The sequence below is a fragment of the Fluviicola sp. genome, from assembly GCF_030151805.1.
In the GTDB taxonomy this organism is placed as follows: domain Bacteria; phylum Bacteroidota; class Bacteroidia; order Flavobacteriales_D; family Crocinitomicaceae; genus Fluviicola.
Window position 1 is genome coordinate 1 of the sequence record NZ_JASLCN010000285.1, and the last position, 17,382, is coordinate 17,382.

The 17,382-nt window shown below is 41.5% G+C and carries 17 protein-coding genes and 1 pseudogene; 8 read left to right on the forward strand and 10 right to left on the reverse strand.

The genetic code is table 11. The features are described from left to right. The 7 genes and pseudogenes from Q1V93_RS10900 to Q1V93_RS10930 form a co-directional block, all read right to left on the reverse strand. Positions 1-678: pseudogene (locus Q1V93_RS10900) on the reverse strand (oxidoreductase); the annotation flags it as partial. 192 nt (positions 679-870) lie between these two features. Further along, positions 871-2,388: a nicotinate phosphoribosyltransferase gene (locus Q1V93_RS10905; protein ID WP_300664610.1), complete on the reverse strand. Its 1,518-nt coding sequence runs from the start codon at positions 2,386-2,388 to the stop codon at positions 871-873. Continuing rightward, positions 2,360-2,848, reverse strand: a complete 489-nt coding sequence (locus tag Q1V93_RS10910; protein ID WP_300664612.1) for a nucleoside 2-deoxyribosyltransferase domain-containing protein — start codon at positions 2,846-2,848, stop codon at positions 2,360-2,362. Before Q1V93_RS10910 ends, Q1V93_RS10905 begins: the two co-directional genes overlap by 29 nt. A gap of 11 nt (positions 2,849-2,859) precedes the next feature. Continuing rightward, entirely contained in the window at positions 2,860-3,408 is a 549-nt protein-coding gene (locus Q1V93_RS10915; RefSeq protein ID WP_300664614.1) for a 2OG-Fe(II) oxygenase, read from the reverse strand. Positions 3,409-3,554: 146 nt separating this feature from the next. After that, the gene (locus Q1V93_RS10920; protein WP_300664616.1) at positions 3,555-4,088 is read right to left on the reverse strand and encodes an NADAR family protein; all 534 of its coding nucleotides are present in this window, start codon (positions 4,086-4,088) and stop codon (positions 3,555-3,557) included. A gap of 1 nt (position 4,089) precedes the next feature. Continuing rightward, the gene (gene prs / locus Q1V93_RS10925) at positions 4,090-4,911 is read right to left on the reverse strand and encodes a ribose-phosphate diphosphokinase (protein WP_300664618.1); all 822 of its coding nucleotides are present in this window, start codon (positions 4,909-4,911) and stop codon (positions 4,090-4,092) included. Positions 4,912-4,915: 4 nt separating this feature from the next. Beyond that, positions 4,916-5,602 (reverse strand): NUDIX domain-containing protein, encoded by a 687-nt coding sequence (locus Q1V93_RS10930; RefSeq protein ID WP_300664620.1) that lies wholly within the window; start codon positions 5,600-5,602, stop codon positions 4,916-4,918. A 304-nt stretch (positions 5,603-5,906) separates the two neighbouring features. Here Q1V93_RS10930 and Q1V93_RS10935 point away from each other — a divergent pair, with 304 nt between their 5' ends. The 5 genes from Q1V93_RS10935 (at position 5,907) to Q1V93_RS10955 (ending at position 10,658) form a co-directional block, all read left to right on the forward strand. Further along, positions 5,907-6,794 (forward strand): pentapeptide repeat-containing protein, encoded by an 888-nt coding sequence (locus tag Q1V93_RS10935; protein ID WP_300664622.1) that lies wholly within the window; start codon positions 5,907-5,909, stop codon positions 6,792-6,794. Positions 6,795-6,805: 11 nt separating this feature from the next. After that, positions 6,806-7,573, forward strand: a complete 768-nt coding sequence (locus Q1V93_RS10940) for an ATP-binding cassette domain-containing protein (protein WP_300664624.1) — start codon at positions 6,806-6,808, stop codon at positions 7,571-7,573. 1 nt (position 7,574) lies between these two features. Then, the gene (locus Q1V93_RS10945) at positions 7,575-8,342 is read left to right on the forward strand and encodes an ABC transporter permease (RefSeq protein ID WP_300664625.1); all 768 of its coding nucleotides are present in this window, start codon (positions 7,575-7,577) and stop codon (positions 8,340-8,342) included. Between the two features lie 331 nt (positions 8,343-8,673). Next, positions 8,674-9,414, forward strand: coding sequence for a VOC family protein (locus tag Q1V93_RS10950; protein WP_300664627.1), 741 nt, complete (start codon positions 8,674-8,676; stop codon positions 9,412-9,414). 302 nt (positions 9,415-9,716) lie between these two features. Next, the gene (locus Q1V93_RS10955; RefSeq protein ID WP_300664629.1) at positions 9,717-10,658 is read left to right on the forward strand and encodes a S41 family peptidase; all 942 of its coding nucleotides are present in this window, start codon (positions 9,717-9,719) and stop codon (positions 10,656-10,658) included. 24 nt (positions 10,659-10,682) lie between these two features. Here the strand turns inward: Q1V93_RS10955 and Q1V93_RS10960 are convergent, their stop codons facing one another. After that, the gene (locus Q1V93_RS10960; protein WP_300664631.1) at positions 10,683-12,083 is read right to left on the reverse strand and encodes a BamA/TamA family outer membrane protein; all 1,401 of its coding nucleotides are present in this window, start codon (positions 12,081-12,083) and stop codon (positions 10,683-10,685) included. An 18-nt stretch (positions 12,084-12,101) separates the two neighbouring features. Then, a complete protein-coding gene (locus Q1V93_RS10965) occupies positions 12,102-13,451 on the reverse strand; it encodes a serine hydrolase (protein ID WP_300664633.1) in 1,350 nt (449 codons plus the stop codon). 328 nt (positions 13,452-13,779) lie between these two features. Here Q1V93_RS10965 and Q1V93_RS10970 point away from each other — a divergent pair, with 328 nt between their 5' ends. From Q1V93_RS10970 to Q1V93_RS10980, 3 genes are all read left to right on the forward strand, one after another. After that, positions 13,780-14,790, forward strand: a complete 1,011-nt coding sequence (locus Q1V93_RS10970; protein WP_300664635.1) for an SDR family NAD(P)-dependent oxidoreductase — start codon at positions 13,780-13,782, stop codon at positions 14,788-14,790. Between the two features lie 14 nt (positions 14,791-14,804). Continuing rightward, positions 14,805-15,629, forward strand: coding sequence for a helix-turn-helix domain-containing protein (locus tag Q1V93_RS10975; protein WP_300664636.1), 825 nt, complete (start codon positions 14,805-14,807; stop codon positions 15,627-15,629). 715 nt (positions 15,630-16,344) lie between these two features. Beyond that, on the forward strand, positions 16,345-16,551 hold the full coding sequence (locus tag Q1V93_RS10980; RefSeq protein ID WP_300664638.1) for a hypothetical protein: 207 nt from the start codon (positions 16,345-16,347) through the stop codon (positions 16,549-16,551). 222 nt (positions 16,552-16,773) lie between these two features. On the opposite strand, the gene Q1V93_RS10985 is transcribed toward Q1V93_RS10980, so the two are convergent. Beyond that, a complete protein-coding gene (locus tag Q1V93_RS10985; RefSeq protein ID WP_300664640.1) occupies positions 16,774-17,220 on the reverse strand; it encodes a hypothetical protein in 447 nt (148 codons plus the stop codon). Positions 17,221-17,382: the final 162 nt, after the last annotated feature.

Below are 17,382 nucleotides of genomic sequence, written 5' to 3' on the forward strand. Positions count from 1 at the left end.
GAATTGTTTCTTGTTGATTTTCTTCCAGGTGATTGGTTTCATTTTTCCTCTTACAAAAGGGTTTTCATGTCCTACGGAAACCAGAATCTCTGTAAAATACTGGTTCTTCACTCCTTTCAGTTCTTTTTTATTTACCTCAAAACCAATCATGTAATCCAGCTGTGAAAACGGAGCGTCATCATCCGAAGCATAAATATTCAAATGTGCTACCACATTCAATTTACTCACCGGAAAGGATATGAGCATATCGGTAGAGTAATCGAACAGGAAGACTTTATCGGTTTCTGAAATTCCGGTTGCTGCAAGAAAGCGCTTTCGGTATTTCTTCTCCAGTTTAAAGTAGCGGATTGAGTCGATCGGTTTTTCGGAAACATCGGGTATTACCATTTCCAATGAATCCGGATGCTCACTGATCGGGTGAATATCGGAAAGGGAAATGAAACCTACGTCCGGATTTCCTTCAACCGGCATCATATCAAAAATGATCAGTTCTTCCTTTTCTTCCGGAACCGGAATGGCTTTTTCTTCAAGAATTGTGTCTGCACTTTGTTGGACTTCCGTTTTTTTCACCGGTACAGGTACCGGTGCTTGTTCGCCACAGGAATTCAATCCGAAAAGGATTAAAAAGCAATAAGCAATTGGTCTGTCTGTAAAAGGTGTTCTTCTGGAGGATCGCATTTGTTACCTGATTTAAATGATTTCGAAGCTCTGTGTCTACCAAAAATACGAATTAGATCAGATGAACGTTGGTTCTGATCTAACAAAATGACAAGGAACCGAATATTCAGCAAAAAGCCCTGACATTTTGTTATCAGAGCTTTTATACTTTCCTCCAGAAGATCGCAGATTCGCCTTCGGCTGGCGCAGATTTTAATTTTCAGATTCCATGTTTTGTTCCGCCAGGTTCAATGCGATCAACAGCTCCTTTTCCAAACGCTTGCGGATGACGGAAAGGGCTTGTTCATTCTGCAATTGACCGTTTTCAAATACGGTTTGTAACAGTCCTTGTTTTTCTTCTTCCCAGGTGCATTCGTCTTTCAATACCAAGGCACCGTTTTCTTTGCTCACGGATAAAAGTCCTTTTGCTGATTTCTTCGTTCCGTCGTCCGTTTTCGGGTCTTTGAAGATGTTTCGGGGTTCTCCGTTTACTTCTCCATACGTTGCTTTCATCGCAAAGCCGTAGGTATCGCGTGTTACGTACTCGTAGGTATATGATCCGATTCCCAAAACGACATTGAACGACGCAAATCCTTTTTGCTTCAATCCGTCGAGAATTGCCTCCTGACGCTGAAGCGTAATGCTGTCTCCGTAAATCAATCCGATATGGGAATCCAGTAATTTGTAGCCTTTTTCGGTGATTGTTCCACCGAAGGTTTCCCACATGCATTCAATGGCTCCTTTGTATTCCGGGCTTCCAGGTGCAGCATCTTTGTCTCCGACAATGATTTTCACCGGGTCTCCGCTATCAGGACGAATGACCACTTTTCCGTCTCTTGCCAGGATATCTGCTTTCAGCATGGGTAAATATTCGGTAATTACCTGCCAGAAATCCCAGGTGTCGGAAACGATGGATACAATTCCGTTCGGATATAATTCTGTGATCAAGCGTTTGAATGTTCCGATTTCGTTGTCTTTGGTTCCCATACACATCACAGAATGTTCTGTTGCGGGAACGCTTCCTCCGACCAATTCTTGATCGGAATCTGCTCCGTAATATTCTTCGTGGAAATCAATTGCCGGCACGGTATCTGTTCCGTAAAAAGACAACAAATGTCCGGCTGCGCTGATGCATGCATCTTCAATTCCACTCATTCCGCGGAAACTGAAATCATGCCCTTGCCAATACACGAAATCAAGACCGCTGTCGCCCACGGTTTCATGTGCAAAACGTTCGAAAGCCTGGCGGTAACGGAACGCAGTTGTGGCACTCGTTGCAGGTTTCCACAAAATGGCAGACATCAATGATTCCAGGTAATTGGTCAACCAGAAAAAGTCAGGATGTGTGTTGTAAACGGTAACCACCGGAATTTTCGGTGTCACGATCGTTCCTTCCGGAAGTCCTTTCACAACCAAAGGCAAGTAACCCAAATCGTGCAAGTCCGCGATGTGTTCAACCGGAATACTGTCTTTTCCCAGCGCATTATCCATCCGGCGGCGGTATTCAGCCATGACTTCTTCTTTCGGACGCTGAAAAAATCCTTCGTTCCACTGACGAATCAGGTATTCTTTCACAAAATACTGCAACCCGAAGAAAACGAGTTGATGACTTCCTTCTTCACGCGCCTTTCTGGGTGTAAAATTGGAATAAACCAGCTGTGTTCCTTCGGGATACTGACGCCGGTGGTCGGCTTTATAAAAATCAATTAATGTTAGCGGATTTGTTTTCATGTCTTTTTTGTTTTATATAATTAATCATTTCGTTTAGTGTATCTACCTGTGGGATTTCAAATCGTTCGCATACGATGTCTACATTTCCTTTGCGCCAAAATCCTTCCGGACAGCAAACCACTCCTTTTCCGGTTCTGGCAAAAAGTCCCAACTCCAGCATGCTGACAGGCGATTTGGTTTGCGGCGAGAAATAAAAGACGATGAGGTCTGCTTTTTCCAAACCATCCATTTCCCAGCTTACCTGTTCATGGAAGGCCGGATTCGTTTTTTCCTGCTTCCAGGAAGCATCCCAATCATCCCGGCGGGGATTGAAGATACAAAGATCTGTTTCGGAAGAAAGGTTTTGTTCTACCACTGTCTGCCAATCTTCTGCAATTCCCATTTCAATGGATCCTGCCAGGAAAACAGTAAACTTTTGGTTCGGATCGTTGAAACTTTGCGGTGGTTTGATGATTTGCATAACCTGATGTTTTAATTGGTTTTGTACATAATATCTGTTCGGAGAACGTATTTCACTCCTGAAACAATGGGTTCTCCGGCATGCTTTAATCCATGTTCAAAAATCAAAGCTTGTCCTTTTTCAGGGCGAATGACAGTTGTTTCAAAACTGGTTTCACCTCCTTCAAAATCGTCGTTCAGGTAAAGCATCAGGGTAAACCGGCTTGCCTCCGTCTCGTTGCGAACATAGCTTCCGTCTTTGTGTTTCTTGAATCGTTGTCCGGATTCATAGCGGTAAAACCGAAACAATTCATTCAAACCGATTGCTTCGCTGTTTTCGAATTTCGTTACAACAAACGGCGCAACCTTCTTCCAGATCTTCTCTGCCAAAACGTGGTCCGAAAATACAATCCGGGAATTATTCCGGATGTTTTTCATCATTATTTGCTGGCCGTCCAATTGTACTTTTGCTTCTTCATATCCTTGCTGTTCGCTCCAAAGAATGTAGTCATCGCATTCCTGAACGGAAAGAAAGTTATCAATCACAAAAAGCGTGTCCGGTATGAATTCTCTTTTTTTCATGATTTAAATCGGTTTGTTGTGTTATGCTACATTTTTTGAACCGTGAAGAAGGTTTTAAAAATCCTCTGCGTCCTCAAGCGCCTTTGTGTTATTGTAAATCTGTTATGTGTTAAACGCAAAGAAGCAAAGAGCGCAAAGTTTCAGCATTACTTCAATTGATCTCTTACTTCCATCAATGCAAAACCCAGCAAATTTTCACCTTTCCATTGAAGCGGATTCTTTGCATCCGGATGATCTTCCGCCAAACCAATTCCCCAAATCCGGTCAACCGGGCTGGCTTCAACCAGAATTTGGTTTCCCGTTTGAGATAAGAAGTTCATCAGCTCTTTGTTTTGGGAAAACTTCAGGTAATTTGCCTGACGCACGATCTCAAACTTCTTTGAATCCCATAAATCCGCATCAAAATTCTGAATCTGTCGCCCCAGGTCTTTGACATCTTTCGGAGAATCTTTTTGTAAGATCCGTTCGCGTGTTACCTCATCATTGAATAGGCGTGCTTTCCCTGCCATCATATAGTGTTCGGCAGTTTTGTAAACAATACCGTTTTCTTCGAATGGTGCAGGCCACCACTGGCTCATACACGTTTTGATGATTGATCCGTCCCGGCTTGGTTGATGTCCCCAAAAGAACAAGAATTCGCGGGAGGGTTCTTTTACGAGTGTTTCAATAGTATATTTCATTTCAAAAAAGATTAAATGCTTTGTAAAATTCATTTTGTGGCAGGTCTGCAATGGAATTAGAACTGCACACCAAAGCGTAGCCGGCTTCTTTCAACCGATCCAGCGCATTGTGACTGAAAATCCCGTGAGAGATCATCAAAAGCAAACGTCCGGCTCCTTTTCTTTTCAACGTTTCTGCCAGTTCGATAAAGGTTCTTCCCCCGTCGCAGATATCGTCGACTACCAAACACGTTTTCCCGTTCAGTTCTTCCACATTCACATCACTGCGAATGATTTGTCCGGTAGCCAGGTCGCGTATTTTCAAACCGGTTGCAATTTCTCCACGGTATCCCAGGTTTTGTCCCAGTTTATCTACTTTTTTGTATGCCCCCAGATCCGGAGAAACCAAAACATAATCAGTCAGATTCAACTCTTTGATAATGCTTCCGATCATTGTATAATTGGAAACAATCTCACAACGATCAATCAACGCCGGAGAAACATCGCTGTGCGGGTCGAACACAATCACTTTATCCAGGTTCAGGCTGTTAAGCAACTGGGCAAAAACCCGGATAGAAAGCGGTTCTCCCGGAACCATGACGCGATCCTGGCGTGCGTACGGAACATACGGGATAAAGACTTCAATGTGTTTTACTTCCATTCGTCGAAGCGCGTCGACTGCCAAACACAATGTCATCAAATCATCGGAAGTATTCAGACGGATATTCAAACGAACCTCCTCTGTTCCTTTTAGGTTTTCAGCAAAACGGATGTGGCATTCTCCACCTGCAAATTTGCGTAATTCGACATTTTCGTTGGTCTGAAATAGTGTAATTGTTTTCATAGCTTTATAATTCAAAATGAAATCCTTCTTTTGTTTTTGCCTCGTAGGCGTGTTTGTCAAAACTATACAGCATTGCGGCTTTATGCGGTACGTTTTTTTCTTTTTCTCCCAATTCTTTCAATACTCCCATGGCCAGTACTTTCTTCCGGAAATTGCGTTTATCTATTTCCATTCCCAAAATGGACTCGCAAACTGCCTGCAGTTGAGAAAGCGTGAATTTTTCATCCAGCAGTTCAAAACCAACCGGTTCATACGATACTTTTCCTTTCAAGCGCTGCACCGCCAAGGCTACAATTGCCGCATGATCGAATGCCAGTTCCGGCAGCTCAGAAAGCCCGAACCATTCTGCTTTCAAGGTGTCTCTTCCGGCAATCAACTCGTAAGACTGTTTGTTCACCAAGGCATAATAAGCGACTGAAATAATCCGTTCGCGCGGATCGCGGCCCACTTCGCTGAATGTGTAGAGTTGCTCGATGAAAACCCGGGTGATTCCGGTTTTCTCTTTCAGGATGCGCTTGGCACATTCTTCTGTTGTTTCTTTCGGAAACACGAAACCGCCCGGTAAAGCCCATTTGTTTTTAAACGGTTCCTTTTCTCTTTCGGTAAGAAGCAATTTCAACTCACCACCGTCGAAACCGAAAATGACGCAGTCTGTTGCTAAAGCGAGCGGTTGATGGAATTGTTCTGACATTTCTTAGTGTTTATTTTACACAAAGGTAGCAATCAATTTGAAACAACCAAGAATTAAAGTGTATTTTTTACACTTTGATGAAAACACCTTTTCCGTGGAAGATTTTATGCCTGTAAAAAGTTGTTTTTCGGTCACAAAAAAAGCAATATCCTTACATTTGAAAGAATACAACTTTTGGTTGTCAAATAACAACTATAAATAGCGGGATTACAACGAATCGTGTTGGTGTTTTGTGGTCTCCAAAAATGAATCGGAAATACCTTTGTGAGGTCGTCTGACTCAAATAAACAAATACAAAATTCCTATGTTGACATTTATGATTATTGGTAACAAGATTACCGAAGCACGAAAAAAAGTAAACATTTCCCAGGCACAACTTGCGGAGCGTCTGTTCATCAGTCCACAGGCAGTTGGAAAATGGGAACGCGGAGAATCCATGCCGGACATTGTTACATTTAACCGTTTGGCAGAAATTCTGGGAGTTGATCTGAACTATTTCTCAGAAAGCTTTCAATCTGCTCCTTCCGAAGTTTCAGGCACGGAAACTTTACAGCCGCAAACGGAAGATCAAAAGAAGAAACCCAGCTGGGATATGTCTCGTCAGAACCTGGTTGATACGGACTTTTCGGGATTGAAAAACCTGAATGAGCGCTTCAAGTATACGAATATGCAGCGCTGCCAGTTTATTGATTCAGATTTGTCGGGACTGCTGCTAAAAAGCAACAACATCGATGGCTGTGATTTCACCCATTCGGATATCAGCAACAGCCAGATGCAAAATTCGTATCTGATCAATAACTTATTTAAGGACTGTTTGCTGAAAGGAACTGAGTTTTCAAAGAGTTACATCGAGGGTTGTGATTTTTCCGGCACCAATTTTTCCGGAGTAATCTTTAAATCAGGAGGTTTCGGGAAGAATACGGTTACAAACGCTGTCTGGAATCAAACTTCTTTCAATACCTCTCAGATCTCTGACGTGGTTTTCGAAGGTACTTTGGAAGATTGCTTCTTTGAAAATTGTTCATTTACGCGGGTTCAATTCCAGAATGCAACGCTTCTCAACACTTTCTTTAAGAACAACCGCAAATTGAATAAAGTTCAATTCGTTGACTGTAAAGTGGATAAGATTACCTACGCTTTTTTGAAGAACGGAAAAGCAGATTTGACAGGTTTAACAGTACTAACATCGTAAAAGCAATGAGTATGTTACATCATGAAATCGCTATTTCGGTCAAAGACCTGAAGAAGTCCTACAAGAACGTTCCTGTATTGAATGGAGTAGATCTGCAGGTAACAAGCGGAAGTATTTTCGCCCTGCTCGGCTCCAATGGTTCCGGTAAGACAACCATCATTAAAATTCTCACCACGTTGCTGAAACAAGACAGCGGAACCGCAGTTGTTAACGGATTCGATGTAGGTTCAAATCCGGAAAACGTGCGGAAATCCATTAGTCTCACGGGACAATTTGCAGCCGTAGATGAGATTTTAACCGGTCGGGAAAACCTCACCATGATTGCCCGGTTGAGACATCTTGCGAATCCGCATCAAATGGTGGCTGATTTGCTCGAACGCTTTGGTTTGACTGATGCTGCCGACCGAAAAACGGCAACTTATTCGGGTGGAATGCGCCGCAGACTCGACATTGCAATGAGTCTCGTAGGAAAATCGCAGCTCGTCTTCCTGGACGAACCAACTACCGGACTTGATCCGGAAGCCCGGATTGAGGTATGGAAAATCATCAAAGAACTTGCTGATAGCGGCACAACGGTGTTTCTGACCACCCAATATCTGGAGGAGGCGGAACAACTGGCGGACCGGATTGCCATTCTTCATAACGGTACAATCATCGTGAGCGGTACGCTGGATGAATTGAAGAAACAGTTCCCACCTGCAAAAGTGGAGTACATTGAGAAACAGCCAACTTTGGAAGAAATCTTCCTTGCGATTATTGGCAAAAAAAACGAACAATAAGATGGAAACTACAACGAATTATTTTTTCAAAGATATGGCTGTTATGCTTGGTCGTTCCATGCGCCATGTTTTCCGCAGCATGGATACAATCGTAACAGTTGCCATTATGCCTGTTGCACTGATGCTGCTGTTTGTCTATGTCTTAGGCGGAGCCATTGACAGCGGAACGGACAACTATGTGAATTACCTGTTGCCCGGTATATTGCTCATTGCCATTGCAAACAGTATCGGCTACACGTGTTTCCGTTTGTTTAACGATGTCAAGCAGGGAATCTTTGAGCGCTTTCACTCCATGCCAATCTCGCGTTCTGCCGCATTGTGGGGACATGTATTGACTTCCTTGCTCTCCAATATCATTTCGATTATCGTCATTATCCTTGTGGCCCTTATTATGGGTTTTCGTTCGCCTGCAGGAGTATTGCCCTGGCTTGCTGTGGGCGGTATTCTGACATTATTTACGCTTGCCTTGACCTGGATAGCAGTTATTGCAGGCTTGTCCGCAAAATCAGTTGATGGCGCTGTGGCAATCGCTTACCCGATTCACTTCCTGCCTTTAATCAGTTCTGCATTCGTGCCAACCAGCTCGATGCCGGCGGGTGTTCGGGCCTTTGCTGAAAACCAACCCGTAACTTCGATTGTGGAAAGCATCCGTGCTTTACTTAATAATCAACCGGTAGGTACTGAGATTTGGATTGCGCTCTCCTGGTGTATCGGAATCACTTGCGCAGCTTACTTCGTTGCAATGAGGGTGTATAAAAAACGCATGTGAGATTTGACTATCTTACCTGAAAGAAAAAGCGTTGCATCAGCAGCGCTTTTTGGTTTTTTGGCTATATCTTGTCTGAGAGTTTAGGTGATTTTTAACGTCATGCAGATTTTAATTTACATGCTATCTGCGGGAAAATTATTGTATCACTTATATTCCAAGACGCTGCAATGTGTTTAACAATCAAACACCTTTTAACTGAAACAAAATTCCTCGTCCGGAACTATCGAACTATTATGAGCTCAAGACCGGAATTCATTTCTAAAACTTATTTTTTTGATACTAATATTCATTAATCGGTATTCCAAAACGTTAACTTTATAGATACTCAAAAATGAACGAAATCAGACTAAAAGACTGTGACGGAATGGAGAACTTTGAACTGCAAGAAATCGAAAAAACAAATCAAAAGAACATGAAATTAGATCATATTGAAATTCTAACGAATGAATTAAAGGCTACAAAAGATTTTTATGAAAAAGTATTAGAACTTCCTGTTACGGAGTACAATTCCAAATCTGTCAACATAAAAATCGGATCATCTGCGCTTACATTTGTAGAAAACTTTGAAAAGTCAAATCCAATCTATCATTTGGCTTTTAACATACCCGAAAACAAATTGAATGAAGTAACCGAATGGTGTGCGAATCGCATTGAATTAATCAAAAAAGAGGATGCGGTTTTGATAGCAGAATTTGAAAGTTGGAATGCAAACGCAGTATACTTTTATGATAACAATGGCAACCTATTGGAATTCATCGCCAGAAAGGACCTTCCTAATTCGGAAGCAGAAGCTTTCAGTAGTAAACAGATCTTAAACATTAGTGAAATTGGAATTGTGAAGGAAAATCCTTTAGACTTTGGAAATCGTTTGATTGAGGAATATGGGCTTAACTTCTTTGATAAAAACCAAAACAGTGAACTGTTTACTGCAATTGGAGACGATAACGGACTTTTGATAATCGTCAAGGCTGGCAGAAACTGGTATCCAACAGAAATACCTGCAAAAAGATATCGGACAAAAATCGGATTAACGAATAAAGAACAAAGCAATATTATTGAAATTACAGCGTGAAAGTCTGCAGGTAACAACCCGTTTAGCATCAATTCAAAGGACTTGAAATTTGATTGATACGTATTCGTAAAAAATTTCTCTTGAGGTACATTCACTTTTCAGAAACAAATTGATCCCCGGATATCCGTAAATAGAAATTTGAAATAAAACAACAAGCACTCGCTTTTATGCTACTTTTACCTTCAGTTGAGAGTAGAAGCTCAGAGATCAGCAGCCGTAGAGGAAATCCCAACCGGCGTGATTGCAAAATTTACCTCTTAAAAAATCAGAAAATGAAAATGCTCTATTTCTCTTGTATTTGTTTGATCATTGTTTTTCAAACGGCCAATGCACAAGACAATCCTCAAAAGTACCTGGAGGAAGCTATTGGAATCATGAAGCAAAACTCAGTCAACAAGGGTAAAATTAATTGGGATAAACTTTCGAAAGAGGCAATGGACTCTCTCTTAAATAAGAAAACGAATGAGGAAGTATATCCAATCATTATTCAGGCAATTACTCAATTAGGAGATTATCATTCAAAGTTTGTTCAACCTGAAATCGTTCAGGCCTATATGAAAACTTATAACGAACTGGGCTTTGATTTTCCTTATCCGCAAGACAGTTTGATTGATGACCAGATAGCTTATATCACACTACCCGCACTGGGCAATTTGAATGCTGAGGATTGGAAGCTCTATGTCAGCGATTTTTACAAAAAGACAGAAATCTTAGATTCCAAAAATCCCAAAGCCTGGGTTATTGATTTACGTGAGAATGACGGAGGAATGTTTTCACCGATGTTTAAAGCAATTCAGCCCTTTTTGGATGTTCAAAAAGCGATCGGTTCGAAAGATACAGATGGGCAGATTAACTATTTCACCAGTAAGAATGAGCACATTTTTTTTGGCAATCATCTAATTGCAACAATCACTATCCCAACGATTAAACTGAAAAACAATCACATCCCCGTTTTTATACTGGTGAGTAAAAAAACAGCCAGCTCAGGAGAGTTTGTTGCAGCCAGTTTTGTTGGGCAAAAGAATGCAAAAATTATCGGTGTAAATACTCAAGGACTAACATCGGACAACTCAGACTTTCAATTATCCGATGGAGCAATTTTAATCTTAACTACCGGAAATTTAGTAGATCGAAAAGAACATGAATACAGCGAAATAGGAAAGGGCATTTCACCGGACATCGAAGTGAAAACAGATGAATTGACCGCTTATATAAATGCTGTAAAAGAAAAGCTGAAACCCTAATTCGATCAGAATTTTCTACTCTGTTTAAAAAGCCGCATTCATACTCATGTAAAACTCTCCCCGTTTGGAATCTTTGCTGGTTGCAAAGCTGTATTTGTTCCAGGCATAATCGAAGCTTAGCGTGGTGCGGGATTTTTCGCTCAGGATAAAACGCAAGCCCAATCCGTAGCCCGGGTTTACAAAGCGGAATTTTCCGTCGTATTTCAGGGGCTCACCCATCGCCATGAGGTATTCTTTCTTTTCGCTCAAGGAATGGGCGTTGACAAAAACAACTCCATTGATAAATTTCCAGATATGTCTTCTATATTCTACTTCTGCCGAAACGTAATTGTCTCCTCTGTATCGAAATCCGGGAATTCCTCTTGTTCCGGTTGAATTCGGATCGGTGTTGTTTGCGGGCATGTTGATGTAAGGCCCGTTTCCAGCCATAAAAACCAGGTATGAACGCACTCCGATGACATTCTTGTAAGATCCCAGCATGAAGTATTGCCTGTAATCTACTTTCCCGACACCAAAATTCTCTTCATTCCCGAAATCTTTGATGTACAGGTTGTAGTTGAAGTTGAAATACGCTCCTTTTCTCGGTGTATTGATATTATCGCGGGAATCGTGCGTGACTCCGACTTTCAACCCGTTCGTGAAAACAGACTTTCCTGTGCCGTAGGGGTATAACTGAAACGGCGTTTTGAAGTATTTTGCCTGAATTGTTTCCGAAGACTGACTTCCCCAATCCGAAACAAAGGAACCCGGGATTTGTGAATCCTTGATGACAAAAGGAAGTGTTTGATCAATCGAATTCCAAAACTGCACCGCGTCCTGGTTCCGGTTATTCCCAATGTAATCTACCGCGTGACGCACATTGTTATCGGATTGTTCGTAGACATAATTGATGTTGATTCCGCCGCCAAAAAACCAATTATTGCCTACTTTTTTCAAGAGCATCTGGTCGATCGAAAATCCATTATTTTCCAATTGGGATGCCCATTTATCCGGAGTGTCCGAGCCGACTCCCCAGGTAAACATCGGGAAAATACGCCAATTCAAACTTCCCTGCAGAATCCATTTCTCGTCTTTGAAATACAGGAAGTTTTTAATGGCCAAAGTTGATTGCTCATTGGTGGTATACACTCCCGACAAGGTAATGGCTGAAAACCGGGTCGTTTTATAATAACCGCCGATCACAAAAGCGCCATTTACAACACCTCCGTATGCTACTCCAACTACCGGATTGGATGAAATTACCGGAATAGCACTGATGTAGACTTTCTTTTGCTTCACGGGTTTGTCTTTCTTTTCTGCTTTTTTCTTTTTAGAGGTGAAAAACTCGAAAATGGACATTTCCTCGTTGCTTTTTGTTTTTTCCTGTGACCTGGAATAAGGCGCTGTCAAGAGAATCAGCGCCAAAATATGGCAGCACTTTTTCATAACTTGCTTCGTTAAGGATTATTTTTTACTTAAAAGAAACTTTGCTACCGCGTGGTAAGCGGGTAACGAGTAAGGATCATTCGCCGCATTACCAGCAACCGGGTTCGAAGCAAATCTGACGAGCACCATTTCTGCTTTGGGATCTACATAAATCGTTTGACCGTGTACGCCTCGTGCGCAAAAAGCCCCATGTTCGTTGTTTGTGATCCACCACATGTTTCTGTAACTCCAGCCTTTGAGCAAAGTGTAGCCCGCTTTTTCAAAATGTGCTTTATCGCCCCCTTTTCTGATATCTTCTATTGCTGCTTTCGGGATAATCTGCTGTTCATTGGCAAATCCGTTGTTCCGGATTAACTCTCCGAACCGGGCCATGTCGCGCAATCCCATATTGAATCCGCCTCCAGCAAACGGAATTCCTGATTCGTCTACGGAAAAATAAGCATCCTGTTCGGCCCCCATTTTCTGCCAGATTTTCTCAGAAAGTACTTCTGCCACGGATTTCCCCGTAACCCTGGAAATAATCCATCCCAATACGTCTGAGTTGACGGTTTTGTACCCGAAAGCCGCTCCGTGTTCTCCTTTCTTTTTTACCAAAGGCAGGTATTCGTAATAGGTTCTTGGTCCGGTATATCCTTTTGGTTTGGGCAGCGGGTTTCCAGCAGCGGAGAATTGCCAGATTTCGGCATTGGGGTCTGCGTAATCTTCACTAAACTGCAAGGCGGTAGTCATATCGAGTACTTGTCTTACAGTTGCATCCCCAAAAGCAGAACTTGCCAGTTCGGGAACATAAAACGACACTTTTTTAGCCGGGTCGATCAGTCCTTCGTATACGAGCAAAATACCTAATGTTCCTACGATCGACTTGGTGACTGACATGGCTGCATGCTGGCCGTCTGCTTTCAATGCACCAAAATATTTTTCATAGACAATGGTTCCTTTGTGCATGATGATGATTCCATCTGCATAGGTTTGTGACAAGGATTCTTTCAGCGTCATTTTTGTATTGGAGCCAAGCGGTGTGAATGTGATGTCATCCATTCCCGGGTATCCGTTTTCCGGGATACTGCCGGCCATGCCAAACCCTTTCGGGACATTGACTGTAGGCATGAATTGCCGCATGTGGGCAACACTCCATCTCAAAGCCGGAAATTGGAAAAAGCTTCCGTCGGCAAAATAAACGATCCGGTCTGCAGGTGGCGGAAAACCGGTCATCCACCCCATTTTGACGGGATCACTCTCTTCTGCATTTAAAAACGGTTGTTCTTCCTGCGCAAGTATCTCCTGATTATACAAAAGACATATCACGGGAATTAAAAACAGGTTCCGAAGGTGAACAATGGATTGCTTCAGTGGGTAATTAACTTCCATACTTTCAAATATTGGTTAATACTCATTAAATTGATGTAGCAATTAAATTGCCCGATCAACCTACCCTCAGCGGGTATACTAGTGGTGTCTTACTTTGGAAGATAGGGTTAATTATTTGGAAAACCTAATCATTCGTTGACAAGGATTCAGATTTCATGCTGAAGCTGAACGGATAATCTGGAGCCAATGCTTTCAAAAAAATAAGCTTTTTGGCCTTTTAAACAACGTAAATCCGGACCGCAAAACAAAGTGAGGCGGATTTTCACCACCTACCTTTGTACCAGAAGATTACCGGTAATTAAACAATCATTTTTAAAATAGAAGGAATATGGAAACAACGAATTATCAAGGTGCATTACAGAAACCAATCGGTTCAGGATTCAATGCAACATCTACTGCAAGTGAGGTCATTCAAGGAATCGATCTGACGGGTAAGATTGCCGTTATCACAGGAGGAAATGTTGGTATCGGATTGCAAACTACCAGGGTATTTTCAGAAGCCGGTGCAACGGTTATTGTTCTTGCAAGAGATGTCGAAAAAGCAATGAAAAACCTGAATGGAATTCCCAATGTCCGGGTAGAAAGCATGGATCTGATGAATCCGGCATCCATCGACGCGTTTGCGCAGGCCTTCATTTCATCAGGCAGTCCGCTGCATTTCCTGATCAACAATGCAGGGATTATGTGGGTTCCATACAGAACAGACAGCCGGGGTTTTGAATCTCAATTAGCGACCAATCACCTGGGTCATTTTCAATTAACGGCACGTTTGTGGCCTGCGCTGAAAGCGGCACATGGTGCCCGTGTGGTCAATGTATCTTCATTCGGTCATCACTATTCGCCTTTTCATTTCGAAGATCCAAACTTTGAGAGACGCGCATATGAAACCCTGCTTGGTTACGGTCAATCAAAAACTGCCATTAATTTATTTACTGTAGAATTGGATAACCTGGCAAAAGCATTTCAAGTTCGTGCCTATGCGGTTCATCCGGGTTCGGTGGGCGGAACGGATTTGGCACGAGAGGCTTCTCCCGATCTCTTTAAACAAATGGGAATCCTGGGAGATGACGGTACCATTCGTCCTGAAGTGGCTGCCACACTCAAAACGATTGAGCAGGGTGCAGCTACCACTGTTTGGTGTGCAACAAGTCCTGAACTGAATCAGTTAGGGGGTGTTTATTGCGAGGATGCAGATATTGCTGTATTGGATTTAGCCAATGATGCTGCGTCTTACAAGGGTGTTTTATCGGATTCTTTGGAAGAGAACAACGCTAAAAAACTATGGAAACTGAGCGAAGCAATGACACAGGTTTCTTTTGAAATTAAGTCGTATTTTTAGTTCAGCAATACAAGATGGATTTTCAAACAACATTCATAACGCCTGAGATTAAATTGTCGTCTTACCAGGAAAAGCTCTGTACGACAGAGGTTCTGTTCGACCATCACATGCTGATCTGGTTCCTATCCGGTGAAACAAAAATTGTAAAAGCGGAAGCTACCTATTTGTTTAATCCGGGCGACATTTTTTTGATTCCCAGAAATCAGCTGGCAACCATTATTCTAACTCCGAAGGATGGTTTACCTCACAAATCTGTGGCGATGCATTTATCAACAGACCGGTTAAAGCGTTTCTACTCTAATCTTGACGTGCAGCGGAAGGGTACGCCAAGCAGAAGAATTCTTCGTTTCAACAATCATCCCTTACTCGAAAGTTGCCTGGCTTCCCTGATCCCGTATTTCGATCTGGAGGGAGCATTTCCAGAAGACATCGCATCTCTGAAAATTACGGAATCGATCAGTATTCTTCGGATCATTGACAAAAGTATTGACAGTCTCCTGGCCAATTTTGAAGAACCCGGAAAAATTGACCTGGTTACTTTCATGGAGAAGAATTACATGTTTAACATGCCATTGGAAAAATTCGGCTATCTGACGGGGCGTAGTTTAACAACTTTCAAGCGTGACTTTCAAAAGGCTTTTGGATCTACTCCTCAGAAGTGGCTTACGGAAAAACGCCTGGAGCTTGCATATTACCAGTTTGTGGAGAAGAAAAAGAAACCGATTGATGTTTATTTTGAAGTTGGTTTTGAAAATCTATCTCATTTCTCTTTTGCCTTTAAAAAACAGTACGGCTACTCACCTTCGGTACTCATTGAACGGCAGGCTTCAGGACGCTAAGTTTTCGATTGAGCGAAAACCGGGTATTCAAAGCAGAAGGCTTTGTAACTGATATTTGAATGAACCGGATGCAGGAAGTAATTTCCTGCATTTTTTGTTTTAATGGATTTCACAAGTATGTAATGTGTTTTGATTTTAGGATTTCAAGGTCTCATTCCTTCCTGATTCCGGGAAACAAGGTCGAAGAGGGATTGAAAACGGCTGAAACGCCCTAAAACCGCATGTTAATTCTATAACATTTTAATACTGTATCCCACGGCAAACGCATCAAATTTAATGAAAATGGAAGGGAATGTAAAAGCGATTGATAGAATCAACGTAACCGAAGAAAAAAAGGCATTTAAGGCTTTACCAGAAATATCAAAAGACCTTACAAGGTACTTCGAAGGTCTTTCATGCGCTCAAGTAAAATTTATTTTACGGGAGTATGATTACGAATCTAATTCGATAATGGTTCTTACTGATTAGGTAATAATTTTTGCAATACTTGAATTTCCCACACTAATTCTCTAGTGGAAATCTCATTCATGTATTTCAAAAACAATTCTAAATTGTTATCCGGGTTTAAATTGAATATTTTTTGAAAGTTTTCCTTAGCATTATTAAAATATTCTTCTTGATCCTTGAATTTCATATTTCAGTGAATTAAAGTGAGTAACGAATATAGTAAAAACAAAAAGCACCGAATGAACGGTGCTGATTAAAATATAATGAAATGGCAGGAACTAAAGAAGGTACAGAATATTTCAAATTTATTACGCATTATGATTCTGACGGAGATCTTTGCTCGTCCGAAATACTTGCCTCTTCGTGGGAAGAGGCTGAGCGTATATTGAAGCACAAAAAAGAAACCGAACGAGTAGTGGGATATGATCCTGAAAAAGTACACGTGTTTACTTCAACAATTCATCCGTCCTCATAGAGGACACTTTTTCGTTTAATTCTATCAAATTCTTAACACATTCCATTCTCTCAGAGAAACCCTTATGAGATCTTCCAATGGTCATAGATCCTAGTTTTACTTCCCATACCCATTCGGAAGATTCATTTTGGTGTACATCGAATATTGGTCCTGATGTTAATACTATTTTTCTTACATCTTCGCTCATATTTTAGTGAATTAAAGTGAGCAACGAATATAACACTATTCTTCTTTTTTAAGATATGGCATATACATGTAGTAGAGTATTCCAGCTTCGATATATGTAGGTGCATATCCCCCATCTCCGAATTGAATATAATCATAGTCTAGGGTGATCAATCCTACTTCTTCATGATATATTACATTGGCTTTCCCATAAATGGAATCCGCTATGACAAGCATTTTATCTAAAAGGAGAGAATCATCAAAATAAACTGTGATACCGTCTTCACAAAACGAATACTTTAACCCCGGTTGATTATATGTAACACATCCGGTTGTGTCAAAAACTGGAAGAGCTACCGTATAATAGGATTCATACCATTCAATTGCAGTTCTTTTACTTCCGTTTATTGCAGCGGAGTAAGTCACATCGATAATGTCTTGTGCATCCTGGCTAAAAGATGTTGATGTCATCATCAGTGAAATTGATAGGATTAGTTTTTTCATAATTAAATAGTTGTAAGTTTGATTACGTATACTTTTCCAGTTTCGTACTGACGAATAGAAAAACTTATAAGTGTGGTCCAACTTGGATGTACAAAAAATCTTGAGACTCCATCTGTTCTCTCTTCCTTGAAGTTGCTGATTGCATACTGGAGTATATTATTG